The organism is Sphaerisporangium sp. NPDC049457, assembly GCF_055586705.1.
Genome location: NZ_JBVJHR010000001.1, coordinates 441,138 through 465,994, shown reverse-complemented (window position 1 = coordinate 465,994; position 24,857 = coordinate 441,138). Strand labels below are relative to the sequence as shown.

Below are 24,857 nucleotides of genomic sequence, written 5' to 3'. Positions count from 1 at the left end.
GGCAAGCCTGCCAGGTGGCACCGGCCTCCCGACACCCAGGTGGCTCCCCGAACCGCCCCTACTTACCCCGCCCTCCCGATCACCACACCACGGCCGCCTCGCCTCCACCCCTTGCCGGACATCACAGACCCTGCCTGGTACCGGTGTGCCGGTGACCGCTTCACCTCCGCCGGGTGCGCTGCCTCCCGCCCCTGGCCGATCGATCCTCGCCCTCTGCCCCTTCCTCACCGACGCCGCGGGGCCTCGCCGGGCACCCGCCCTGCCCGATCAAACCTCGCGGATCCGCTGCCAGAAAGGCTCAGGACTTTCCAGATCCCCTGCCGCATGCCGGCCGGGAGGGGCCTTCCCAGCCTGGCATGCCGCGTCCATCAAAGGAATCGCACGCGCGAGCCGCGTCTAGTGGTGGGTCCTGCGCGTCCGCCACCGATCCACGACCTCACGCAGCTTGCGCTGGTTCTGCGGATCCTTGGCCATCGTCTTGACCCTCTCGACGCGCTCATGCCCCTTCGGGCTGCGCAGATACTCCTTGATGCGGTCCATCATGGAAGCCATCGTCTCACCACCGTCTATCGATCGCCGTTTCCACCGAACGGCTACCCTCGACATCCCCCGCCAATCACCCATTGCGCTTGCAACCCTGAAAAACAGGACAAGGCATGACGATTGCCAGGGACAACGCAGCCTGATTACTTATCGTCGCATGACTAATTCAGCATTTATCCCGACAAAGTCCTCAGAAACCGCCCGCTCGAATCCTCCCGACCGATCAAGCACGGCGCCCCAGCACGGCGAACCGACCCACCAACGACCAGCTGCCTTGCCCCGGCCGTTCAACGCGGGTCCTCCTTCCCCGTCTCACGACGTGCGTTAGTTTGGTGCCCCCGCCGAACCACCGCAGCCGTCCGCGCCGCCGGATGAGGCACCGTACGAGACGCACGAACGCGCGATCGAAGGGAGGACACCCCCTGACGAGCACCGACGCGACGTCCAGAGCCAAGATCATGGAAAGGGTCCGACGGCTGCTGGACCTCGCGGAACACCCCAACACCGGCGAGGAGGAGGCGGCGCTCGCCTCCGCCCACGCGGCCGCCCTCATGCTGCGGCACGGGCTCGACGCCGCCGCCGTGCGGCGGGCCTCCACGGGGCGCTCCGAGAAGATCGACGGCATCGAGTTCGAGGTGTCCAACCGCGGCGGCCACGCCCGGGAACGCTGCTGGGCGCTCCACCTCATCTGCGACGCCCTCGGCTGCAAGGGCGCGCAGCACTGGACCGGCGTACGGGGACGCGGCATCCGCGGCGCGCGACACGTCACGATGACCGTCGTCGGCCCCGACCCCGTCCTCGACACCCTGCGCGTGCTGCTCCCGTCCATAACCCTGCAGATGGAGAACCAGGTCCGACCCGCACTGCGGCATTTCACCGCGCGTGAACTGGAAGCCGTCCCCGGCAAGGACCGGCGCGCCCGGCTCACATCCGACTTCCGCCGCGCCTTCTATGTCGGCTTCGGCTCCGGCGTCTCGGCCAAACTCCGCGACCGGGTCGCCGAGATAGCCGACCAGGTGAAGGGCACCGGCGCCGAACTCGTACTGCTCGACCGCTCGGCACTCGTCCAGGCCGAGTTCCAGCGCCGCTTCCCCGGCCTGAGACGCGCCCGCGCCACCACACTCGACGCCGACGGCTACCACACCGGCCACAAAGCCGGCCAATCCGCCGACCTAACCGACCGCACCCTCCCCGACCTCCCTCTCCCCCGCCTCCCCCGCTGACCGAGGCACACCGTCCGGCGAACTGGCGAACCTGACCAGCCGACGCCCCAACGCGCCGGCTCCACCAGACCACCAACTCGACGGAGAAGCCCGCACTCCCCAGCGTCACCACACCCACCGGCACTCACGACGAGAAGATCAATCGTCCAGAAGACGACCGCAAGATCGAAAGGTCCCCGGCGTCGAACCCTCGAACCGATTGAGCACTTCCGGCCGATCACGCGTCCACGGCATCGGGCTGCGTTACGTTAGTGACGGGGGTTGCCGGGGCGTCGGAGGGCCGAGACCGTGACACAGGAAACAGGATCCATGCCACCCGGAACCGGCCCTTTGTCACCCGATTTCACCGGCATCGACCCGAACCTCATGGATGGTTTCATCACTGAAATCGACCACGCCCGAGGTCTCATCGGCGAACACACCGCAGCCATCCGCCGCGTCTTCACCGCCAACGGCATCCCTACGACCTCCCTCACCCCCATAGCCGAGGTCGAACACTGGATCGACACCCACCTCCCTAACCTCCGCCACCGAGTACAAATAGCCCGCAACACCAGCAACCTCCCCAACTGGTCTCCAGGCACCAACAGCACCCTGATTCCGTACGAGGAAAAGAGCGCCCTGCCCGCAGCGGAGGCTCAGCGACTCGGCCGCGAGGCCGCAGCCGAGTACCTGAAGATCGATAACAGCATCCTGAGTCTCAACCGGCCAGAAAAGTACCAAAAGGTCCTCAGCCAGCTCGCTGCGCATGCCCACGATCCCAACTTCACCAGCGCCTTCTTCGCGGCCCTTGGCAAACAAGCGCTGCAACTTCCCGTCGTCCTCCGCGAGAACCTCGGACCACCCGGTGAAGGAACTGTGGCATCACCTCGCCCCGACGATGAAATCCTCCGCACGGTGAGCCAAGCCTTCAGCACCGCGATCTCCGCAGGATCCACCCTGCCCGGGATGGAAGAGGTCAAGAACGCCCTTCGCGACTCGCACCTACCCAGCAGCGATGCCTTCGGCGGGAGCCTTCTTCTCAGCTCGGGCGCTTTCCCCTCAGAGTGGCTGGCCCAGGTAGTTGCGGCACGCGGGCTGGCGAACCCCCGCAAAGTAGACGCGGGATACCTCTACGCCCTCGGAAACAACCCCGCCGCCGCTCGTCTCGCAATCAGCATGGTCACCGACAATAACGCTGCAGGACAACCGACATTAAAAGCACTTCTGCAAGATTACACAAAATGGACCAGCAGCGCGTCCGCGATCACCGGCGACGCAGACGCATTCGGCCGCATGCTTGCCGCCGCCTCCGGCGCCTACGACGAGAGAGACGGCGAACACAGCCAAGACGCAGCAGCGTTCGCTTTCACTGTCATGACCACACTGGGAGATCTAAAAATCGGCCAAGCCAGCCGCATACACCTGGCAGAGGTAGCTGGCGCATATTCAACAGAGATAACCGAAGGAGCCAACCTGGGAGACACTAACCAAGTGCTGCCCAGCGCTTTCGAGCAAGTGAAATCCCAGATTAATGGATTGACACCTCGTTTCCGACTAAGCCCCGAAGACACCTACAAATTCATCAAAACCTTCGCCGACAAGCTGGATAACCAGCTCCCGTTCCAAGCAGGTATGGACGCTCTCACCACCCGCCTTATCAAGGAAGGCGTGTCAGTGACCTCTCACAGTAAGAGCGACACCCATATGGACGAAACCTTCGCCGCACTTGGTAATGTCCGAGGCTTTCAGCTAGCCGCTCGGAAGACCTTTGCTCAGGCCGCAGATGACGCCGCAGAGGAGTACAGCAAAGTACGAAGCTTCGCGATAGGTACAGGAATGGGAATAGGCGGACTGGCTCCACCCCTCGCGTCCATACCAATAACATGGACCGCCCTGAGTACCGCATGGTCCGCCCTCGACACGTTCAAACCCGAAGACCTTAAGGAGATGAATAAGATCGTCACGGCCGAGACACGGGAGACGCTCGGCCGCAAGCACGCCATTGTGCAGTCTTTTCTGGATGCTGGGTTCAAGGCGAGGATATCCCCTCGCGATTATCAGGCTACCCGCCCGCCCGGCGTCTCGATCACAGACGAGCATGGCCGCCTACTTCCCTTCGCGGACATCCTCAAGTCTGGAAAAGAAGGAATCATCGCCCTCGACCGCTGGTTCATCGAGAACGGATTGGGGCGCGAAGGAAATTCGCCGACCAAGTTGGCCAAGAAGCTCGCCGACACCTTCAATGGGGGAAAAGTGACCGCCGAAGCGCAAGCGGAATGGTACAAGTGATCATGATGCGGAGAGACATTCGGTCTCACCGCTGACCAGATAGACGCCGCTCATCGGAGAATCGATGACTAGAACGGTCTTGTGGAGGGTATCTGCAACGCGAACTGCTTGGGTCGCCGCCGGCAGACCAATGATTTTGTAATTTCCCACACGCTCCAACGCCCCGAGCATGGATGTCCGAATAACGTACGGGGTCGTTTCCCGCGACAGGTCCGCCCCAGTGGCAGCGAAGGTTTGCTTTACTTTTCCATCTCCACACGGAACGTTCCTTCCGCCGGCATCAATTATCTTCACGTCCAATGCGTCGCGCTCTTCGAGCAGCTGCAGAATGTGATTTTTCAACGTATGACCGGCCTCGGCGGCAGTGGGGCCGCCGTCTGGTGTACATGCCACTAGAGCAACTAGTGTGAGTAATACCAGTATGAGCGCCTTGAGACTGAGGCTTTTGGAGCTGGACAGGTCGCACATCGCTTCGCCTCCACGTCTGGCCGGGACCCGGTCGCGCCCCACATAATCTCAGTGAGAACCTCTGTACCTCCTAGTATCTACATCCGTACTCAAGACTTTCACATAGTTGGAGTCCAACGTTGCTCCTCGACGACGATCTGGTGCCGAATCCTCGGCATCGAGACCTGGAGGCGGCGCTGGCCGTCGTGCGGGCGCATGTCCGGGTGCTGGAGACGGTCCTCGATCCCGCGTGTGCCACCTTCGGCGGTCAGGCCGTGTGGGTCGGACCGACAGCACGCGTGTTCGGTGCGGAGTTGCACGGCCGGCGGGCTCGGATGAAGACAGCTGTACAGCATGTCCTCGCCGAGCTTGAGGAAGAACTGCGCACCACTCCTAGCAAGGTTTCACGCGCAGCGGCCGGGAGCATGAGCGGTTGGGGGTAGTACCGCCACCTAACAGCCTGATCGTTACACCGCTTAGACCCTGCCGTATGCGGGATCGGTAAGCGCAGAAGGGTCGGGAGGACGCACATCCGCCAGCGCTTCTCGCCAGTCAGCGGTTGTCGAGCCGAGGGAACTCAGCAGGGCGTCGAACTCGTAAGCACGCACCACGACGCTGATGATCGGGAGCGTGTGGGGGTCCCGGAGCGCGAGGGTGGCAAGGCGACATGCTTCTTCAATCTCACCGGATTTCGCAAGCGCGGTCGCATGCGCGAAGCGCACCAGCGCCGGATCGCTTGAGACAGTTGGATCATAGGCGGCCAAGGCCCGATTGGTCGCGCTCGCAGCGCCGTCGACATTGCCCAGATCGGCCCAGCCGCGCGCCTCATAGAAAGCCTGTCTCTCAGGCTGGAACGAAAGGATCCCCGGTCGCACCAGGTCAGGTCGGCATCGGTCCAACGTGTTCCGGCTCCGGTTGATCGCCCGCTCAAAAGCGTCGCGATCTCCAAGAGATGCGTGGGCAAGAGCCGCGAAACCCCACATCCACGCGATCGCAGGAGTTGCTCCGTTGGCCTGTTCGAGTCGAGGAGTCACAAGATTCAGCGCGTCTCTGTGGTTCCCGGAGTAGGTCGGAATCAAGATGCTGCTGGCCAGGGCGAGATCGGAGATATACCTGTCGCCTGCCTCATCGGCCGCTCTTCCCGCCGCCGCGTACCAACGGCGAGCAAGAGGGAAGTGGCTGAGATTGAACAGGACTTCTCCGACAACGATGGAAAGCCGCGCTCCAACACGCGCCAGGCGTCGTTGCGCGTCGATCGGCTGCTTTCGGCCCAGCAACTCGCGCACGCTGGTCAGGTGCAACAAGGTCTCCGCAAGCAGCGTGACAGGCATCACCTTTTCGATGCGCTGCCCCAGTCGATCGGCCTCACCCTCGAGAAATACGATGCGATCCTCTCCTACGGAAGTGGCGTCGAGGGCTTGTTCGAGCAGGTCTGGGCCGCGCCAGATGCTTTCGCTGAGGCCGAGGGCCATGGTGGTGGCGCCGAGGTGGAAGACTTCTCGCCGGTTCGTGGCCGCCTCCCGGTGGTCGGGGCGCGTCGAGGGAACGCCGGAGCTTCTACTCTCAGGGTCGTACGGGGTGAGCAGTTCCGCAACGGTGTGGCCGGGGAACATTCGTTCCAGGACACGGCAGTGATCGGCGTGCGGCTTGGTCTTCAGATGACCCTTCAGCCAGCGGCCGAACGCCTCCCGGCTGGGCGAGGACCCGATGAGACACCGGTCGATGGTGCGCGCGACCTTCTCGTACTCCAGGCAGAAAGCCCGATGCGACTCCTGGTGACGCTTGAGCAACAGCACCTTCAGCAACGTCTGCCGACCCGGCACACCCAACACCACCTTCCGCGAGCGCTTGACAACTTTACGTGATTACGCAGTAACGGTACGTCATCGATGGCTTCAGGTCTTCTTGATTTCGCTGCTCTGCCTGCAACGCCACGGAGAAGACACGTGGAGGACGTATCGGCGGCATTCCGCGACACGAGCGGACGACTCCGGCTACTCGCAGGAGCCGCTTAGCGTGCCGGCGAATGAGAAATGCGGGCGGCCGAGCGTTTTCGGCCGCGACCGATGCCGCGCAAGGCGCTCATGTCCGCGCACGCCATAGGTGCTCATCTCCGACGTAGGGCGTCGAGCGTTCCCGGTCTCGGTTGGAGCCGAGATCTGTTGCTCGGTCGGTCTCGGACGTGGATGGCAGGGCGGCCTTGGCGTCGGTGACCGTCCTCCCCCGACGAGAAAGCGACATTCGACTCAAGTGTCCAACTCACCGACTCCCGTCGAGCCTTTCGACGCCGTTCAGCGGATCCGGTATGCGGTTTGGTGCGCCGGTCTGTCCCTCATGTTGTTGATCACGAGCATGCGGCCGTGGGTGCGCGATGTACGACCCGGGGCCGAGATGGCGGTGGTCTCTCTGTGGGACCTGCCGGACTCCGACAGCCGCGTTGTCAGCGAGCACGGCACCAGTGCGCTCGGCATGCTGCTGCTCGCCATCTCGCTCACCCTCCTCACGGCGCTCCGGCCAGTGCGCGCTCTGGTGCTCGGCGCGCTGCTCTCGGCGATGCTCAGCTTCCTGAACACCATGTGGCTGCATCAGGCCCTGACCGGTGGGCATGGCGGCCCTGGCATGGAAGCGGTTCAGAACTCGATCACACCCGCGCCGGGCGTTGCCGCGGCCATCGGCGAGACGTTCGCGCTGATACTGGGCCTCGGCCTGCTGGCACTGGTGGACACCGCGGACGCCACCGATTCCGTGCGCCGGGCGACGGCAACCGTCGGTGAACGGGCGGCGGGCTCCGCGTGGTCTCCGGAGGCCGGGCGGAGGCTGGCCAGGGCGGCCCGGGGAGCCATGTGTTCGATTCTGCTTCTGGTCGCGAGTTCGCTGCCGTGGATGTGCCTGCACCGGTCCTCCAAGGGCGCCGACGACAGGGGCCGTGCGTTGTCCTTGTGGGAGCTGGCGGACGCGTACGCAAGCGACGAGGTGACTTCGGCCGCCGGGACGGCGCTGACGCTGCTGATCGTGTCCTGCCTTCTGCTCCTGCTGGTCGCGAGCGAGCCGGACCGGTTCGTGGGCGGCTGGGTCCTGCTGTCCCTCATCCTGACGTTGGCATCGGTCGGCCGGCTCGGTTTCGTGGCGGGAGGGCTCCGTCCTGAGCGCGACGCCATGGCGTTGACCGTGCGTCCGGGCGGGGTGGCGGCGGTCGTCGTACTCATCGCGACGGCGGTGCTCCTTGCGATCTCGTCCCTCCCGCCGAACACGCGGAGCGTGTGGAACAGGCAGCGCAGGAAGATTCGGCGGACCTACGCCCCGGCGCGGCGGGGCGCGATCATCCGCCGGGGACGACGACACGGGCATGACGCGCGGCCGACAGGCCGGTGACCGCCGATGGGACGTCGGCGGGCTGCCGGCGGCCGGACCGGTGGCCGTAGCTTTGCCGCGCCGCCCCAGGCGGCGGTACGGCGGGCGCTCCCGGCGGCGGTGGAACGTGCGTCGCCGCGCCGTTGAGGCGCCGGAAACACCATTCAGCAGTCCTCCCCCAGAAGGGCAAGGCATCCGATGCGCGACGAAGCGGTCAGCACCACGCCGGTGATCCGGCTGCTCGACAGGGCGGTGTTCCCCGCCGGCGAGGCTTCCGTCCCGGAGGCCAGGCGGTGGGCGGCGAAGCTGATCGACGGTCATCCGCGCCGTGACGACGCCCTGCTGCTGCTGTCGGAGACGGTCACCAACGCGGTACTGCACACCCGGTCGGCGGCGGTCGGTGTCGTCCTGCTGCTCGGCGACGACGAGCTGTTGCAGATCGAGGTGGTCGACAAGGGGGCGGAGACGTCGCCGTGCGTCTGCCGCCACGCATCCGCCGGACCGGCGGAGCCCGTGGAGTCCGCCGACCTGGCGGAGTCGGGGCGGGGCATTCGCCTGGTACGCGCCATCGCCGACCAGTGGGGGTTCATCGAGGAGCGGCCTCGGTGCGTCGTCTGGTTCACGCTGCGCGTCCGCCGCGAGCCGGCCGGACCGGGCCTGCGCCCCTAGAGCGTGTCGCAAAGCCCGGTGTGTCACGAGGGCGCGCGCCCCCCGGCCCGCTCCGCCCTACCGTAAGAGGGCGGAAAGCGGACGGGCGGTCGCACGCGACTCCCTGCGGCGAGGGCGGCGTCGATGCGGGTCACCGGGTCGGTGCGACGGAACGCGGGTGGGTCCCGGGTGTCACACGGTGACGACCTGCCATTCCTGGTTGGCGCCGCCGTTGCCGGGCCATTGGATGATCCGGGCGCCGTCGGCCGTGGAGCCCCCTTCGACGTCCGCGCACAATCCGTTGCCGGCGTTGACGAGCCGGGAGTAGCCGCTGGTGGCCGCCGGGACGAGTATCCACCGCTGGTTCGCGCCACTGTTGTCGGTCGCCTGGATGAGGGCGGCGCCCTGGTTGGCGTTCGGGCTGGTGAGGACCTTGCCGCTGCTGACACCGACCAGCCGGAACGAGCCGTCGGAGTTCTGCGACATCCGCCACTGCTGGTTGGTCCCGCCGGTCCAGGGCCACTGGACGATGGCGGCGCCGTCGGCGGTGGAGCCGCCGTAGACGTCCAGCACCTTGCCGCTGTTGCGGTTGACCAGGCGGACGACGCCGGTGGACGGGCCGCCCGGACTCAGCTCGACGGTGATCCGGGTCGTCGTACCCGCGGTGAGCGACACCTGCCGGGCGTGGCCGCCCAGCGGTGAGGTGGCGACGCCCGCGCTGGTGGTGATGGAGGCGATCCCGCGCCGGCAGATGAGCGTCACGGTCTGGGTGATGTCGGAGATGACGGTGGCGGTGACGGTCCGGGCGCTGATGTCCCAGGTGAGTGACTCGATCCGGATGCGGTTGCGGCCGCGCACGCCGGTGATCGTGCCCTTGGCGAACTGATCGGGCAGCGCGGGCAGCAATTCCAGGATGCCGGGCCTGGTGTAGATCAGCGCCTCGGCGAGGATCGCGGGCAGCGAGTTGGCGGCGTCGGCGTTGTAGATCGCCAGGTTGGGGTTGTGCGAGGTCATCAGCGACCGGAAGATCATGTCGTTGCCCAGGATCTTCCGCAGGTTGCCGTACATGCCGGCGCCGTCCTTGAGCCGGGCTCGGGCGAGGCCGCGGTGGATGGCGCCGTGGGCCTCGCCCGCCTCGTCCCCTCGCAGATCAAGGGCGCGGCTCGCGTAGCGGACCAGGTCGGGCTTGTCCTCGGGGTTGATCTCGTGCAGCGGCCAGACCGGGTACATGTGCTGTACGTGACGGTGGTTGTACCGGTCGGCCAGGCTGGGCCACGACCATTCCGCGAGCGCCCCGTCGCCGTTCATTCGGTAATCGGGCATCTTGGCCAGCAGGGCGGTCCAGCGTTGCACGCCTTGGCCTGAGCCCTGCTCGGTGCCGAGGAAGTTGGCGGCGTCGATGGCGGCCTGCAGCGCATGCTTGCCCGCGGCGATCTCGCCGGTCGCGTTGATCGACAGTTGCCTGCCTGTGTTGCCGGGGCTGTTCTCCATGGAGAAGCACGGCACGAAGATGACCTTGCCGTTGGCGTCGGTGCGGGTGAGGAAGTCCTCGTAGAACGACGCGAGCTCGATCAGGACCGGGGCGAGCTTGGTCCGGTAGAAGGTGGCGTCGCCGGTGACCTGGTAGTACTCGAGCAGCGGATAGAGCAGCCAGTCGGCGCCGCCGATCCAGGTGTGCCCGGGGAACCCGCCGTCGAAGTGCAGCATCTTGCCGTACTCGCCGTCGGTCCGGGAGGGAGCGAGCAGGCCGCGCGTGCCGTAGAGGTTTCTGGCGTTGGTGCGCCAGTCGTTGATCTGGCCGAGGATCAGGTTGAAGTAGCCGTCCATAGATTCGGTGAGGGACAGGATGTTGCCGCCGGCGACCTGGAAGTTGACGTTGGCGTCGGTGGTGAAGTCGCCGGCCCACGCCGCGTCCCAGGCGCCCGTCCACAGGCCGGTCAGCCGCGGCGGCAGGACGCCGCTGGAGGAGAGGAAGAGGTAACGGCCGGAGTCGTACATCCGCTCCAGCAACGCGAGGTCGATGATATTGCGGTTGGAATTCTGCCGCGCGATCAGTTCACTGGTCGGCAGTTGCCGATCGGCGGCGCTGACGTTCAGGTCCAGGCGGGAGCGGTCGTACAGCGGGCTGTGCAGGGCGGTATGCCGTGTGAGCAGCGCCGCGTAGTCGGCGTTCAGCGCGGCCAGCGCCGTGTGCAGCGGTTTGGCGTCCCACGCCGTGGAGGACTCGTAACGGTCGAGTGCGGTCAGCAGCACGAGTTTGGCCGCCCCGGCCACGACGATGGCGGCCCCGCTCACCCGTGCCGAACCGCCGGACACGACCAGGCGGGTGACGCCCTCATAACCGAACGCCCCCTGTCCGGTGGGATATCTGCCCCGCAGGTTCAGGTAGCCGTCACCGTTGCTCACCGTGGCCAGGGTGGTGAAACCGACCGACCCCGGCACGCCGCTCAGGCCCGTGTTGACGCTGAACGTGGCGTCGATCGTCCTGCCCGGCGCGGGAGTGAGTTCGTGGACGATCACCCGGTCGGCCCGGGAGGCGAAGGCCCGGCGCGTCCACGCACCATAAGAGTCGGTCCAGGTCGAGGTGACCTCACCGGTCCTGAAATCGGTGATCCGGGCGTAGTCGCCGACCGTCGTCATCCCTGGAGTGCTGATCTGCAGCTCATAGCCCGGGTGGAAGGTCTGGGTCCAGCGCAGCGACCAGCCGGAGGTGAAGTCGCCGGTGGCGCCGCCGAAGTCGCCGGCGAGCGCCTTGTCCCTGACCCCCGCCAGCCGGCCCGACAGCACTGGCGGAGTCACGTTGCGGGTGCCGTTGGGCAGGACGAACCGGTGATGCGTGAAGATCACCTTCTCCAGGGCGGGCGCACCGTAGAGCATGGCCCCGTACTCACCGTTGCCGGTCAGGAAGGCATCGGTCCAGCTCGCGGCCGCGGCCGTGTCGTAGATGCCGCGTTGCGGCAGCGTCACCTGCGGCGGCACGGCGGCGGCCGCCCGGCCGGTGAAGATCGTCGAGGGCAGCGTGGCAGCGCCTACGGCGGCCACGGTGGTGGCGATGAAGTGTCGGCGGTTCATCGGCATGTTCATTCAGACTCCCGATGACGAGGTGGGTGATGGTCGCGGCCTGATGTCACCTGTGCCGGCAAGGTCGGTTCATCGCCCCGGTGTCAGCCGCCGTACCACGAGACATCCTGATGCGGAGCATGCGGGTAGGACGTCTCCTTCGGCCGCGAGAGATCGAAGTGGTGCGTCAACGCGAGAAGGCATCCGGTGCAGAGAATTGGTTTCGCCGCAACGTATGACGTCCTATGTCTGGCGTCAAGGGACCCCTTGGCATGTCGCACGATCCGGCCCCGGATCGCGGGATGACCGGCGGCCCTGCCGGACGTCCGTGAAACTTTCACCAGCGAAGGAACGGGTGACAGGACGGTCGCCGCGCGATGTGCGCCTCGCGGGCCCCTTCCGCCGTCCGGCTGTGGACGCACCCGGCGGCCAGGGGAAACATCCCATCTCTGTCGAGGGAACAGAGTGCCGCGGTCTTCTCGTTCGACTTCCGATCACCTCGGCCGGGAATCCTTGGCACCGGGCCGGAGACCGGGCGGCGGTGGGGATCAGCGGTTGGCAGGGGTTTGGAGTTTGCGGCGGATCTGGGTGGCGTCGGGGTGGGTGAGGTCGTCGAGGATCCGCAGGGCGGTGCGCCAGGCGTGGTGGGCGGCGGCGGAGTCGCCGATGGCCTGGTAGGTGTCGCCGAGGCGGTCGAGGGTGCGGGTCTCGTAGTACATGCTGCCCCTGCGCCGGTACAGCTCCAGGGCCCGCTGGTAGCAGGCCACGGCTTCCTCGTAGTGGCCGAGGTGCTGGTGGGCGTAGCCGAGGCTGTCCCAGATGGTGGCCTCGCCGATCTGGTCGGGGAACTCCGCGCACAGTTCGAGCGATTTCTCGCAGTAGTACAGGGCGCGCTCGTGGTCGCCGAGCCGGGCGTGGGCCCAGCCGACGTTGTTGAGCGCGACGGCCTGCCCGGGACGGTGGCCGGCGGCGGTGAACAGTTCGAGGGCCCGCTCGGCGTGGTGGAGCACCCGGTCGAAGCGTTCCTGCTGGTCGTTCACCCAGGTGAGGCCCTGGTTGGCGTCCGCCTCGTAGGCGAGGTCGCCGAGGCGGCCGAACAGGTCGACGGCGCGCCGCAGGTGGGCGTCCGCCTGGTCGATGTGCCCGAGCCCGGCGTGCAGGAGGGCCAGGCCCCGGTGGCTGTGGGCCTGGCCGGTCTGGTCGCCGCGGCGCTCGGCGGCGTCCAGCACCCTGCCGTAGGTGGTCATCGCCTCGTTGAGCCAGCCGCCGCGCTGGTGGAAGAAGGTGGTGGTGAGGGTGCAGACGAGCTGCCAGGCCTGGGTGTGGAACCCGGCGTCGACGGCCTGGTCGATGGCCGCGAGCAGGAGGGGGTACTCGGCGGCGAACCAGTCGACGGCCTGCTGCTCGTTGAGGTTCTCGGGGACGACGCCGTCCAGGGCCGGGTCGAGCGTCATGGGCGGCTGGGACGAGAAGCGGTGGCCCGCCGAGTGGGCGGTGTGCAGGTAGTGGTCGAGCATGCGGTGGGTCGCGGCGCGCCGGTCGGCCTCGGGGTCGTTGGTGTGGGCGAGCTCGGCGGCGTAGGTGCGGAGCAGGTCGTGGAGAGTGTGCCGTCCCGGGCTGTACTCGGTGACGAGCTGCGCGCGGGTCAGCTCGGCGAGCAGCAGGCGGGTGCGCCGGGCGGGCAGCCCGGCCAGGCTGGCGGCGACGGGCGTGGCGATGTGCCGTCCGGGGTGCAGGCCGAGCAGCCGGAACAGCCGGGCCGCGTCCGAGCTGAGGGTGCGGTACGACCAGGAGAACGCCGCGCGCACGTTGCTCGCGGGGTCGCCGCCGTCGAAGGCGTCCAGGTCTCCGTGGGCCTCGCGTAGCTCCTCGGCGAGGGCGGCGAGCGGGAAGGTGGGGTTGGTGGCGGCGCGGGCGGCCACGATGGCGAGGGCGAGCGGCAGCCGCGCGCACAGGGCGCCGATCTGGTCCACCGCCCGCGACTCCGCGGCGACCCGGCCGGCGCCGATGCGGCGGGCGATCAGCTCGCGGGACTCGGCGGCGGACAGCAGGTCGAGGGTGATGGGCCGGGCGCCTTCGACGGCGACGAGCCCGGCCAGCTGGTCGCGGCTGGTGACGACGGTCAGGCAGCCGGGGTCGCCGGGCAGCAGGGGGCGTACGTGCTCGGCGTCCCGCGCGTTGTCCAGCAGGATCAGCACGCGCCTGCCGGCGAGCAGGCTGCGGTACAGGCTGAACTGGGCGGCTTCGCTGGTCGGGATGCGCTGACCGGACACCCCGAACGCCTCCAGGAACCCGCAGACCGCCTCCGCCGGGCTCATCATCGAGCCTTCGGGTTCGAAGCCGCGCAGGTTCGCGTAGAGCTGCCCGTCGGGGAAGCGGTCGCGGACGCGATGACCCCAGTGGACGGCGAGTGAGGTCTTGCCCACTCCGGCGCCGCCGCCGATCGCGGCCACGACGGCGGAGGACGGCGCTCCAGCGGGCGGCAGCAGCGCGTCCAGGCGGGCGAGCTGGCCGGCGCGTCCGACGAAGGAGGTGACGTCGGCGGGCAGTTGCCGGGGCGTGACGGCGGCGCTGACGGAGCCGGGCAGGTCGTCGTCCCTCTCGCGGTCGCGGTCGCGGTGGCGGAGCAGCCGCACATGCGTCTCGCGGAGCAGCGTGCCGGGCTCGATGCCGAGCTCGGAGGTCAGCCGGTTGCGGGCGCCCGCGTACACCTCCAGCGCCTCGGGGGTGCGGCCGCAGCGGTGCAGCGCGAGCATCAGCAGCGACTGGAGCCGTTCGCGGAACGGGTTCTCCTCGGCGGCGCCGCGCAGCTCGCCGACGGCGTTGATGTGCCAGCCGGCTTCGAGCTGGGCGTGGAAGTAGTCCTCCAGCGCGGTGAGCCGCCGTTCCCGCAGCCCCGGGCCCTCCAGGGCGAGGAGCGGCTCGGTCACGCCGCCGAGCGCGGGCCCCTGCCACATCGACAGCGCGGCGCGCAGCCGGTGCGCGGCGGAGTCGGCCGCGCCCGCGGACAGTTCGGCGTGGGCCTGCGCGACGGCGCCGTCGAAGGCGTCCAGGTCGAGCTCGCCCGGACGCACCTGGAGGAGGTAGCCGGGGCGGCGCCGGACGATCGCGTCCCGGCCGAGGATCTTGCGGAGGTCGGATATGTGCACGTGGAGCTGCCCGCGGACGCTGGGCGGGGCGGCCTCGCCCCACACCCGGTCGAACAACGCCTCCTCGGGCACCACGCGGTTCGCGCCCAGCAACAGTGCGGCCAGCACCGCCCGCTGTTTGGGACCGCCGAGGCGCGCCGGACCGTCTCCGACGGTCACCGTGACAGGACCCAGCAGCTGATAACGGAAACGCACCCGGTGAGCCCCCTCTTTCGGCCTGCGCCAAGGCTACTGGGGGCGGCGGATCATGTGCGGCGTCACATCATGTCCGGCGGCAGATCGGATACGGCGTTCGGATCACGTGCACCGTCGGATTACGCGCGGCGTCGGCGCGACACCTCGCGGCGGTAGCCGCCCGGGCTCTCGTCGCTGCGGACGGAGAACGCGTCAGAGATCATCTTGGCGGTCTCCGCGCGGCTCTCGGCGCTCGCCGGGACGAACTCCGTCCGCCGGAGCAGCTTGCTCTGGTATGCCTCGCGGGGCACCGGCTGCGCCGCGAACAGCGGCATCCTGCGGGAGAGCTGGATGACCTCGTCAGAGCGCCTGAAGCGCAGGTTGCCCAGCAGGGGGCCGTGCCACCAGCCGGTCTCCAGCAGGCCGTCCTGCACCTCGTAGGTGACGCTGCCCGGGAGGTTGGGGACGCCGCGTACCAGCAGGCTCCACTCCGGCGGCGTCACCGCGACCAGGCCGGTCCAGATCTGCAGCAGGCCGGGCTCGGGCGGGGTGGAGAAGACCGGCAGCCCGAGGAAGGCGTCGTCGGCGGGCTCGCCGCCGAGCAGGCGGATCAGTGTCTGCGCCGCGACGTTGGTCAGCGGCATCCAGTCGTCGGCGCTCTCCATGAGCCAGTGGAAGGCGGCGCCGTCCCACTTGATGTAGCAGTCCACCGGCGGGTAGAGGTACCACCCGAAGCCGGAGGCGGCGCGGAACGGCTCGCAGTACGAGACCGCGCGGAACGGCGGCGTGCCGAGGACGGACGGGTCGGCGGCCGTCGGGGGCACGACGCCGTCGAAGCAGGCGCGGAACGAGAAGGACGTCATGACGGGCGGGCCTTCACAAGGTGAGGGCTCCTGGCCCGGAGGCTCGGCGGCCTCCGGGACCGGAAACCGTGGATCGGTGCTACTTGACGCTCGCGAAGACCAGCTCCTGCGGGCTGCGCGGAGCGGACCAGGTGATGCTCATGCGGATGGGAAGCGTCAGCGCGTCTCGCAGGACCTGGGTCTCCGGGCTCCGCTTGTCCGTCGGCTGGGCATGCGCCATGGATCCTCCTGTGGTTCGGGTGAGGGGCCTTCTCCGTCCGGGGCGCCGCGCGGCTCTTCGAAAACGCTGCGGAGAGTCTTCACCGAGGCCGAGCGCCGAGGGGGAGCCGGCGCCGTCGCGGCGCCCGCGGACGGGAAGGAGTCGGGGGCGAGAGAGGGGTCGGGGCGGAAAGGCTGGAGAGGGCGGGACGGGTCTCCGGTGTCGGGTCTCCGGTGTCGGGTCTCCGGTGTCGGGTCTTGGGGCCGCCTCGGCCGGAGACCCGCGGGTCAGCGCGGCTCGGCGCTCATGAAGATGACTTCGTCGGAGCTGCGGGGGGCGCTCCAGACGATGCTCATGCGGATGGGGACCGTCAGCGCGTCTCGCAGAATCTGGGTCTCGGAGCTGCTTCGCTTACCCGTGATCTGACCGTGCGCCATTGAATCCTCCAGTGCTCGGATGGCGGAACCTTCCCGGTCAGGGTGTCGCGAGCCGCTTCGAAAACGCTTCGGAATATCTTCGGGACGTCTTCGGGACGTCTTCGGAACGCGCATCGGCGCACGCGGCGCACCCGGTCCCGGGGGCCTTGGTCAGCCGGCGCGGCGGGCGAAGTGGTCGGTGGCGGTGATGAGGCGGTCGAGGATGCCGGGTTCGGTATAGGCGTGGCCCGCCGCGTCGACCATGTGGAACTCGGCCTCCGGCCAGGCCCGGTGCAGGTCCCAGGCGGTCTTGGCCGGGGTGCACATGTCGTACCGGCCCTGGACGATGACGCAGGGAATGTGCCTGATCTTGCCGACGTCCCGCAGCAGTTGCTCGTCGTCGAAGAACCCGTTGTTGACGAAGTAATGGCACTCGATGCGGGAGAACGCGACGGCGTAGTCGTCTCGTTCGTGCGTGGCGATGATGCCGGGGTCGGGGCGCAGGGTGATCGTGGAGCCCTCCCAGACGCTCCAGGCGTGCGCGGCGGGCACCCGGACCCGCGGGTCGGGGTCGTTCAGCCGGGTGTGGAAGGCGGCGATCAGGTCGGCGCGCTCATCTGCGGGGATGGGCGCGACGTAGTCCTCCCACAGGTCGGGATAGACCAGTGACGCGCCCTCCTGGTAGAACCACCGCAGTTCCATGGGCCGGAGCGTGAAGACGCCGCGCAGGACGAGTTCGGTCACCCGGCCGGGGTGGGTCTGCGCGTAGGCGAGGGAGAGCGCGCTCCCCCAGGAGCCGCCGAAGACCTGCCAGCGGTCGATGCCGAGGTGCTCGCGCAGGCGTTCCATGTCGGCGACGAGGTTCCACGTCGTGTTGTGTTCGAGGGAGACGGCCGGGTCACTGGCGTGCGGGAGGCTGCGCCCGCAGTTGCGCTGGTCGAACAGCACGATGCGGTACGCCCCGGGGTCGAACTGGCGCCGGTGGTCGGCGGTGCAGCCGCCGCCCGGCCCTCCGTGCACCATGACCACGGGCTTGCCCGCGGGGTTGCCGCAGACCTCCCAGTAGACGCGGTCGTCGTGGCCGACGTCGAGCATGCCGGAGTCGTAGGGCTCGAGCGGTGGGTAGAGCGTCCTCATGACCAGCCATTTTGGCAGCGGACGGCCCGGTCGCCGCAATCGGACATGCGTGCGCGGGCGGGTTTCACTCGCGGTGCCGCCACCGAGACGCCGAACATGGGCAGGAATCATGTTCCATGGGGCGACGGGTGCGGGCACGCGAAAACGTCATATGGTCCCGCCCCCGGTTCTCGGGGGGTCGAGGCCGAAGGCGGGACCATATGAAGGCGGACGGAAACGGGTTGCGGGCCGCCCTGGGGGAAGCCCCCGGCCTGGCCGGGAGCGAGGGCGGGCACCGCGCCTTCCGTTCGCCTGCGCGCACCGCAGGGCAGGAGGGGATTGGCCCGTGGTGCGGCACCGGGAGGGGTTGTTCTCCGGTGGACGGTCCCGTTCTAGGTGCGGCCGCCGCGGCACCTTGTTCCACCGCCGTGCTCTGCGTCGGCACGGCGTCCGGCACACGGGCCCCTTGCGCGAAGGCTGCCGGGGACGGCGCCCGCCTTCGCTCCGTGAGCTGGAGTGGAACGTGTCATGGGTTTCACGTCAGGCCGAGCCCGTCTGAGGGCGCGGACGATGCCGATGGGCTCTGCGCGGGATCGCGCATCTCGGCCCGGCCCGGGGAGCGGGACGGGCAGCGCGATGGGCGCGGCAGCCGGGACGCTTGGAGGCGATCTCGCCGGCCCCGGCGGAACATGCCGCGAACACTAAGGTGAAACCGGGCATGAATGCGACAATCCCCCTCATTCGCATGGTGGTCTTCTCGCCTCCCATTCCGGTTCACATCGAACCCAGCACCGCGTGCGATTACTCCCGGCTAGCGGCATGCCTATGGGTATAGTTCCCAATGGGTTGTCCAGCGAGGGTTTGCGCCACTGGACAAACAACGTGTACCGGGAGCGCAGAAATGGGACGTCCGGAACGCGAGCTCGATCCGGACAAGGACCTGCTGCACGCGTTCGCCTTCGAGCTGCGGCGATTACGGGAAGCGGCCGGCAAGCCGAGCTACCGGCGCTTGTCCACCGAGGCGAACTTCTCGGTGACGGCCCTGTCCGAGGCCGCCGGCGGCACCGTCCTGCCGAGCCTGGCCGTCACCCTCGCGTACGTGCGGGCCTGCGGCGGCGACGTCCAGGAGTGGGAGGACCGCTGGCACAGGCTCGCCGACGAGCTGGCCAGGCAGGACGTCGCCGAGCCCGCCGGGTCCGCCGACGACGCCCCCTACCGAGGGCTGGCGACGTTCGGCCCCGAGCACGCCGACCTGTTCTTCGGACGCGAGCGGCTGGTGGCGGATCTGTGCGCCAGGCTCGCCACCTCGCCGCTGCTGGCCGTCTTCGGCGCCTCCGGGGCGGGCAAATCGTCGTTGCTGCGCGCGGGCCTGCTGCCGGCGGTGTACGCCGGCGCGGTTCCCGGCGGCGAGCAGTGGCCGGTCGTCCTGCTCACCCCCGGCGAGCACCCGCTGGAGGCGCTGAGCCTGCGGCTGGCCGCCGAGAGCGCGACGCCCGCCGCCGTCGACCTCGCCGTGGCGCGGGTGCTCGCCGACCGGCCGGACGACGCGCGGCTGCTGGTGGTGGTCGACCAGTTCGAGGAGGTGTTCACCCTCTGCCGGGACGAGCGGGAGCGCGCGGAGTTCGTCTCGCTGCTCCTCGGCATGGGCGGCGAGCGGCGGACGCGGGTCGTGCTGGGCGTGCGGGCCGACTTCTACGCGCACTGCGCCGGCCACGCCGACCTGGTGGCGGCCCTGCGGGACCGTCAGGTGCTGGTCGGGCCGATGGAGGAGCAGGACCTGCGGCTGGCCATCTCGGGGCCGGCGGAGCGGGTGGGCTGCAAGGTGACCCCCGAGCTCGTCGACATCATGCTCACCGAGGCGGGCGAGCAGTCCGGCGCGCTGCCGCTGATCTCGCACACGCTGCTGGAGACCTGGCGGCGGCGGCGCGGCGCGTCGCTGACCGTGTCCGGGTACCGGGCGGCGGGGGGCGTGCGCGGCGCGATCGCCATGACGGCCGAACGGGTCTACGGCGAGCTGCCCGAGGAGCGCCGGCCGCTGGTGCGGCAGGTGATGCTGCGCCTGATCGCGCCCGGCGACGGCACCGAGGACACCCGGCGGCGGGCGCGCCGCGCCGAGCTGGTGAACGGGCCCGGCGGCGCCGCCGTGGCGGCCGTCCTGGACAGGCTGATCGAGGGGCGGCTGGTGACCGCCGACCAGGACAGCGTGACCATCGCCCACGAGGCGCTGATCCGCACCTGGCCCCGGCTGCGATCATGGCTGGCGGAGGACCGCGAACTGCTGCGCGCGCACCGCAAGCTGACCGAGGCGGCCGCCGAATGGGACCAGCACGGGCGCGACGCCGCGTTCCTGTACCGGGGGGCGCGGCTGGCGCACTGGGATGGCAGGCCGCTGGACGGGCTCAACGACCTGGAGCGCGACTTCCTGACGGCCGGCCGGGTGCAGCAGGCCAAGGAGCGAGGGGCGGTCCGGCGGCGGGTGGTCCTCGCGCTCAGCGGCCTGACCTGCGCCGTCATCGCGGTGAGCGTGCTCGCCGCCATGGCGCTCATGCAGGCCGGGCAGATCAGCGCCCAGCGCGACATCGCGGTGTCCCGCCAGCTCGCGGCCGAGTCGCGAAGCCAGTCGCAGTTCGACCCCGAGCACGCGCTGCGGCAGGCCCGCCGGGCGTACGCCGTCCGGCCCACGAGCGAGGCCGAGACCGCGCTGCGGCAGGCGCTCATCGACCACCGGATGCTCGTGTCCCTGCCGGGCCTCACCGGCAGGCAGTACGGGGTGGCCTGGAGCGCGGACGGGAAGCACGTGGCGGCCAGCGCCTCGGACGGCACCGTACGGGTCTGGACGCGGGACGCGGCGGGGCTGCCGTCCGGCGCTCCCCTCGTGCTCACCGGGCACCAGGGCGGCGTGTTCAGCCCGGCCTTCAGCCCGGACGGGGGTCGGCTGGCCACGGCGGGCGCCGACGGCACGGTGCGGGTGTGGTCCCTGGACGGCGGCGCCGCGCCGCGGGTGCTCAACGGGCATCGGGGAACGGTGTGGAACGTGGCGTTCAGCCCGGACGGACGCCGCGTCGCCAGCGCCGGCGACGACGGCACCGTGCGCGTCCAGGACGCCGACGGGAAGGGCGAGGCGAAGGTCCTGCGCGGGCACGACGGGCCGGTGGTGGGCGTGGCCTTCAGCCCCGACGGCCGCCGGCTGGCCAGCGGCGGCCACGACCGCACCGTCCGCCTGTGGGACCCGCGCACGGGCAAGGCCACGTCGGTGCTGCGCGGCCACCAGGGCGCGGTCAAGACGGTGCGGTTCAGCCCGGACGGGAAGCGGGTGGCCAGCGCCGGCGCCGGCATCGACGGCACGGCGCGCGTCTGGCCGGCCGACGGGCACGGCGACCCCGTGGTGCTGCGCGGGCACGACGGCACCGTCGAGGGCCTGGACTACAGCCGGGACGGCCACTGGCTGGTGACCACGAGCGACGACTCCACCGTGCGGGTGTGGAGCCCGACGGGCGCCGGGCACCCGCTGGTGCTGCGCGGCCACCAGCGGGTGGTGTGGAGCGCGGCGTTCAGCCCGGACGGGGCGCGCCTGGTCACCGGCGGCGAGGACGGCACCGTGCGGGTCTGGTCGCTGCGCGACGGTTCCACCGTCCTACGCGGCCACCGCGACGCGGTGTGGTCGGCCGACCTCCTGCCCGGCGGGCGCCGGATCGTCAGCGGCGGGATGGACGGCGACGTCAGCGTCTGGGACCTCGACACCGGGCGGCGCCAGGTGCTGCGCGGCCACGACGGCGAGGTGCTCGGCGTCACCGCCGCCCCGGACGGCCGTCACGTGGCGAGCACCGGACGGGACGGCACGGCGCGCATCTGGGACCTGACCGGGGAGAAGCCGCCGGTCGTCCTGCGCGGGCACAGCGGCGTGGTGTGGACGGCGGCCTTCAGCCCCGACATGCGCCGCATCGCCACCGCAGGCATCGACGGGACGCTGCGCGTGTGGCCCGCCGACGGCGCCGGCGTCGCGCTGGTCCGCAAGGCCGACGAGGGCCAGATCAGATTCGCCGCCTTCAGCCCGGACGGGCGCCACATCGCCACCGGCGGACAGGACGGCACTGTGCGCGTGTGGGACACCACCGGCGAAGCCGCGCCGGTGGTCCTGCACGGCCACCAGGGGCTCGTGTGGGGGGTGGCGTTCAGCCCGGACGGCCGGCGCGTGGCGAGCGCCGGCAGCGACGGCACCGTCCGCGTCTGGCCGGCCGACGGCCGGGGAACGCCGCTCGTGCACCGCGCTCACCAGGGCATGGTCTGGTACGTGGCCTTCAGCGCCGACGGCCGCTGGGTGGCCTCGGCGGGGCACGACGCCACGGTGCGCGTGTGGCGCGCCGACGCGGACGGGCAGCCGCTCACCTTCTCCGGCTTCGGCGCGAGCGTCGAGAGCGTGTCGTTCGCGCGCGACGGGCGGCGGATCCTCACCTCACACGACGACGGCACCGTACGCGTGTGGAACTGCGACGCCTGCGCCCCGATCCCCACCCTCCTGCACCAGGTGGACCGCATCCTCGCCGGCCACCCCCTCCCGTAGAAAGCCCCGCAAAGCTCGCTCCACTGTCGGCCGATCGACGGTGAACCACGCGGCCGACCGTGTCGAGCGGTCGTCAGATCCTGTGTACCGACGAGTGTGGCCGCACTTCCCAGGTCGGCCGTTGGAGCTGCTCGTTGTACACGATGATGTCGGCGTGGTCGGTTGGGCGGGCCGTGGCGAAGTAGAGCTGCTGGGCGGGGATGTAGCGGTCGCGCCACGACCGTTCGATCTCGGCGGTGTCGGCGGTGGACCCGGCCGACGCCGCACCTCGGTCCCGGGCGCGATCCACCGTCCGCTCGAATGGGACGGACACGAAGATGCGCAGGTCCCACCGGTCGATCAGTTCTGGGCGCAGGAGGAAGACGCCGTCGAACAGCAGCACGGCGTCCGCGGCGGCGGTATGGGCCGGCGGGGACGACGGGGTGTCGGCGTCGCTGTCGTAGATTGCGTGCCGGAACCGCCGGTCTCCGCCCGGACCCAGCGGTTCGAGCAGGACCCGGCACAGCGCGGCGCGATCGTGGGCGTCGAAGTAGCACCCTTCGGCCGAATACCGGCCACGCCGGTAGCGCTGTGCGCGGGGGAAGAGGAAGTCGTCGACGGTCGCGCGGATGACCTCGCGGCCCTGCGCGCGCAGCACGACGGCGAGCTCGTCGGCCAGCGTGGTCTTGCCGGAGGCGGGCGGCCCGTCCACGGCGACCCGCACCGGGTGCGCGACCATGACAGAACTGATCGCCTCACCCACCCGGCGAATGAGCTCACCACGAGTGCCCTGGACTATCCCTGCCGGATCGTCTCCCATCTGACCATCTTGGCCGAAGATGGTCAGATTCAGGGGACGCTCCGGTCGTTCTCGTGTGGGCCGCACGTTGGGGCCGGTCCTGGGGGTCGCTGGGTGGTGGTCCGGGGGTGCGTGTCCGCGGGTGAGTGGTGGTCAGGTGGCGATGGCGCAGGCGTCTCGGTTGAGGGAGAACCTGGCGGGCGGGGACGCGTCGCCGGTGTGGCTGGCCAGGTAGCCGATGGTGACGCTCTGGCCGGGGGCGATGGAGGCGTTGTGCGCGGCGTTCACCGCGGTGACCATGTCGCCGCCCTGGGTGAGGTCGGTGTTCCAGTCCCCGATGACGGTCTGCCCCCGGGACAGGGGGAACACCAGTGACCAGCCGTCGATCGCCGTGGTGCCGGTGTTGGTGATGGTGAGGTCGACCTTCAGGCCGGTGCCCCAGCTCTGGGGGGTCATCTTGATCCGGCAGGTGGGCGTGGCCCGCTCGAACGACATCCGGTGCAGCCCGCCGGGAAGGTCGTTGACGACGTAGAGGTCGCCGTTCGGGGTGGCGCCGAACGCGGTGACCTGCGTGGGCGTCTCGCCGATCTCGGCCTGGAGGTAGCCGCCCCGGCCGTCCTCGCGCAGCGCCCATATGGTGGACGAGCAGTAGTCGGTGGCGATGTAGGTGCCCCCGACCACGTTGGCGAACTTCGCACCGCGGTACACCACTCCGCCGATGACCGCGCAGCCGCCGGTCCACGGCGAGTAGGTGAAGACGGGCTTGGTGTACTGGACGTCGGACCGGCACTGGGCCTGGTCGAACACCTCGAAGCCTTCGTAGCAGGACCAGCCGAGGTTCGCGCCGGCCTGCCGCCCCGCCTTGACGTGGTCGATCTCCTCCCACCTGCCCTGACCGACGTCGCCGATCCAGATCGAGCCGTCCGCCTGGTCGATGGAGAAGCGCCAGGGGTTGCGCCCGCCGTACATCCAGATCTCCCCGCGGGCGCCCGCCCGGTTGACGAACGGGTTGTCCGCGGGAACGCAGTAGGCCAGGGATCCGCAGGTCCGGCTCACGTCGACGCGCAGGATCTTGCCCAGAAGGGTGTCCAGGCGCTGCCCGGAGTCGAACGGGTCCGCGGCGGCGCCGCCGTCGCCGATGCTCATGTACAGGTAGCCGTCGGTGCCGAAGGTGAGCTGGCCGCCGTTGTGGTTGCCGTACTGGGCGTGTTCCTGGGAGAGCAGCGGCTCCAGGCGCCCCTCGTCCAGCCGGTACCGGGCCAGGGTCACCGCGGCGTCCGGCAGCGCGGTGTACGCCAGGTAGAGGTCCTGGCTCTGGGCGAAGTCGGGCGCGAGGGCGATGCCGAGCAGTCCGCGCTCGTTGTCGGATTCGTCCACCGACGCGGTGATGTCGATGATCGGGTTCTGCGCGAGGCCGGTGTCCGGGTGGTACACGCGCACGGTGCCGCGCTTCTCGACGATGAACAGCCTGTTCGTCCCGTCGTCGGGTGCCGCGATGGCGACGGGACGTCGCAGTCCGAAGGCGACCTGGGTGGTGGTCGCGTTGATCTCCGCCAGCGGGACGCTGGACGCCTGCGCCGCCCGCGCGCCGCCGGCCGGGACGGACGAGGACGCGGCCGGGACCGATGGGGATGTCGTCGCGGCGGCCGGTGGGATGAGTGCGGTCACAGGGGCGAGCAGCGGCAGAGACAAGGCGAGCAGCACACGGGCCGCCCAGCGATTTCCTGACAAGTCGGTCTCCAGGGACGGGCTTCGTCGAGGTCCGGAGCGCATCCGTGCTCACAACACGCCCGACCCGGTCGCATTCCGCCGCGAAGCGACCGGAGTGCGACGCCGACCAAACAGGTTCCATGCCCTGACGCGCCCGACCGACGGTATCGGCTCGGCCGCCGTCACAACCAGGCCCGCGACCGCGGCCTTCCGTCCCGGGAGGCGACGACGGGCCGCCTTGGCCGCGCTTTCCGTCCTGACCATGGAAGATGCGGAAGTCCTCCGGCGCGGCCCGCCGACGGCCGCATGAAACGTACATCGCCCGCGGGACCCGACCGCGCCGGCCGC

General features: G+C 69.6%; 16 protein-coding genes. 6 read left to right on the top strand and 10 right to left on the bottom strand.

Translation table 11 applies throughout. The annotated features are described in order from the left end of the window. Positions 1–396: 396 nt before the first annotated feature. Positions 397–552, bottom strand: a complete 156-nt coding sequence (locus ACZ6QO_RS01945) for a hypothetical protein (RefSeq protein WP_465846719.1) — start codon at positions 550–552, stop codon at positions 397–399. Positions 553–1,001: 449 nt separating this feature from the next. Here ACZ6QO_RS01945 and ACZ6QO_RS01940 point away from each other — a divergent pair, with 449 nt between their 5' ends. Then, positions 1,002–1,766: a DUF2786 domain-containing protein gene (locus tag ACZ6QO_RS01940; RefSeq protein WP_465846717.1), complete on the top strand. Its 765-nt coding sequence runs from the start codon at positions 1,002–1,004 to the stop codon at positions 1,764–1,766. Between the two features lie 309 nt (positions 1,767–2,075). Then, positions 2,076–4,037: a DUF6571 family protein gene (locus ACZ6QO_RS01935; protein ID WP_465846715.1), complete on the top strand. Its 1,962-nt coding sequence runs from the start codon at positions 2,076–2,078 to the stop codon at positions 4,035–4,037. Here the strand turns inward: ACZ6QO_RS01935 and ACZ6QO_RS01930 are convergent, their stop codons facing one another. After that, positions 4,038–4,505, bottom strand: a complete 468-nt coding sequence (locus ACZ6QO_RS01930; protein ID WP_465846713.1) for a hypothetical protein — start codon at positions 4,503–4,505, stop codon at positions 4,038–4,040. It abuts the gene before it with no gap. 119 nt (positions 4,506–4,624) lie between these two features. Here ACZ6QO_RS01930 and ACZ6QO_RS01925 point away from each other — a divergent pair, with 119 nt between their 5' ends. Beyond that, a complete protein-coding gene (locus ACZ6QO_RS01925) occupies positions 4,625–4,927 on the top strand; it encodes a hypothetical protein (protein WP_465846711.1) in 303 nt (100 codons plus the stop codon). 33 nt (positions 4,928–4,960) lie between these two features. On the opposite strand, the gene ACZ6QO_RS01920 is transcribed toward ACZ6QO_RS01925, so the two are convergent. Further along, entirely contained in the window at positions 4,961–6,280 is a 1,320-nt protein-coding gene (locus tag ACZ6QO_RS01920) for a hypothetical protein (RefSeq protein ID WP_465846709.1), read from the bottom strand. A gap of 673 nt (positions 6,281–6,953) precedes the next feature. Between ACZ6QO_RS01920 and ACZ6QO_RS01915 the strand changes: the two genes are divergently transcribed. Both ACZ6QO_RS01915 and ACZ6QO_RS01910 read left to right on the top strand, forming a co-directional pair. After that, on the top strand, positions 6,954–7,856 hold the full coding sequence (locus ACZ6QO_RS01915; RefSeq protein WP_465846707.1) for a hypothetical protein: 903 nt from the start codon (positions 6,954–6,956) through the stop codon (positions 7,854–7,856). Between the two features lie 177 nt (positions 7,857–8,033). Next, the gene (locus ACZ6QO_RS01910; protein ID WP_465846705.1) at positions 8,034–8,504 is read left to right on the top strand and encodes an ATP-binding protein; all 471 of its coding nucleotides are present in this window, start codon (positions 8,034–8,036) and stop codon (positions 8,502–8,504) included. A 171-nt stretch (positions 8,505–8,675) separates the two neighbouring features. Here the strand turns inward: ACZ6QO_RS01910 and ACZ6QO_RS01905 are convergent, their stop codons facing one another. The 5 genes from ACZ6QO_RS01905 to pip form a co-directional block, all read right to left on the bottom strand. Beyond that, positions 8,676–11,555, bottom strand: coding sequence for a glycosyl hydrolase family 95 catalytic domain-containing protein (locus ACZ6QO_RS01905; protein ID WP_465846704.1), 2,880 nt, complete (start codon positions 11,553–11,555; stop codon positions 8,676–8,678). Positions 11,556–12,091: 536 nt separating this feature from the next. Further along, positions 12,092–14,887, bottom strand: a complete 2,796-nt coding sequence (locus tag ACZ6QO_RS01900; RefSeq protein WP_465846703.1) for an AfsR/SARP family transcriptional regulator — start codon at positions 14,885–14,887, stop codon at positions 12,092–12,094. Positions 14,888–15,006: 119 nt separating this feature from the next. Then, positions 15,007–15,729, bottom strand: coding sequence for a hypothetical protein (locus tag ACZ6QO_RS01895; RefSeq protein ID WP_465846701.1), 723 nt, complete (start codon positions 15,727–15,729; stop codon positions 15,007–15,009). A 79-nt stretch (positions 15,730–15,808) separates the two neighbouring features. Next, positions 15,809–15,949, bottom strand: coding sequence for a hypothetical protein (locus tag ACZ6QO_RS01890; RefSeq protein WP_465846700.1), 141 nt, complete (start codon positions 15,947–15,949; stop codon positions 15,809–15,811). A 566-nt stretch (positions 15,950–16,515) separates the two neighbouring features. Beyond that, complete coding sequence (gene pip, locus ACZ6QO_RS01885; protein WP_465846699.1) at positions 16,516–17,481, bottom strand: prolyl aminopeptidase; 966 nt, start codon at positions 17,479–17,481, stop codon at positions 16,516–16,518. Positions 17,482–18,361: 880 nt separating this feature from the next. On the opposite strand from pip, the gene ACZ6QO_RS01880 reads away from it, so the two are divergent. Further along, positions 18,362–22,021: a WD40 repeat domain-containing protein gene (locus ACZ6QO_RS01880; RefSeq protein WP_465846698.1), complete on the top strand. Its 3,660-nt coding sequence runs from the start codon at positions 18,362–18,364 to the stop codon at positions 22,019–22,021. A gap of 73 nt (positions 22,022–22,094) precedes the next feature. Here ACZ6QO_RS01880 and ACZ6QO_RS01875 read toward each other — a convergent pair whose 3' ends face one another. Both ACZ6QO_RS01875 and ACZ6QO_RS01870 read right to left on the bottom strand, forming a co-directional pair. After that, a complete protein-coding gene (locus ACZ6QO_RS01875; protein WP_465846696.1) occupies positions 22,095–22,763 on the bottom strand; it encodes a cytidylate kinase family protein in 669 nt (222 codons plus the stop codon). 189 nt (positions 22,764–22,952) lie between these two features. Then, positions 22,953–24,530, bottom strand: coding sequence for a PQQ-dependent sugar dehydrogenase (locus ACZ6QO_RS01870; protein ID WP_465846694.1), 1,578 nt, complete (start codon positions 24,528–24,530; stop codon positions 22,953–22,955). Positions 24,531–24,857 lie beyond the last annotated feature (327 nt).

Coding starts and splice junctions, on each gene's coding strand:
- ACZ6QO_RS01945 (WP_465846719.1), bottom strand. CDS start 552: ATGGCTTCCATGATGGACCGCATCAAGGAGTATCTGCGCAGCCCGAAG.
- ACZ6QO_RS01940 (WP_465846717.1), top strand. CDS start 1,002: ATGGAAAGGGTCCGACGGCTGCTGGACCTCGCGGAACACCCCAACACC.
- ACZ6QO_RS01935 (WP_465846715.1), top strand. CDS start 2,076: ATGCCACCCGGAACCGGCCCTTTGTCACCCGATTTCACCGGCATCGAC.
- ACZ6QO_RS01930 (WP_465846713.1), bottom strand. CDS start 4,505: ATGTGCGACCTGTCCAGCTCCAAAAGCCTCAGTCTCAAGGCGCTCATA.
- ACZ6QO_RS01915 (WP_465846707.1), top strand. CDS start 6,954: ATGCTGCTGCTCGCCATCTCGCTCACCCTCCTCACGGCGCTCCGGCCA.
- ACZ6QO_RS01910 (WP_465846705.1), top strand. CDS start 8,034: ATGCGCGACGAAGCGGTCAGCACCACGCCGGTGATCCGGCTGCTCGAC.
- ACZ6QO_RS01905 (WP_465846704.1), bottom strand. CDS start 11,555: ATGAACCGCCGACACTTCATCGCCACCACCGTGGCCGCCGTAGGCGCT.
- ACZ6QO_RS01895 (WP_465846701.1), bottom strand. CDS start 15,729: ATGACGTCCTTCTCGTTCCGCGCCTGCTTCGACGGCGTCGTGCCCCCG.
- ACZ6QO_RS01890 (WP_465846700.1), bottom strand. CDS start 15,949: ATGGCGCATGCCCAGCCGACGGACAAGCGGAGCCCGGAGACCCAGGTC.
- pip (WP_465846699.1), bottom strand. CDS start 17,481: ATGAGGACGCTCTACCCACCGCTCGAGCCCTACGACTCCGGCATGCTC.
- ACZ6QO_RS01880 (WP_465846698.1), top strand. CDS start 18,362: ATGGGACGTCCGGAACGCGAGCTCGATCCGGACAAGGACCTGCTGCAC.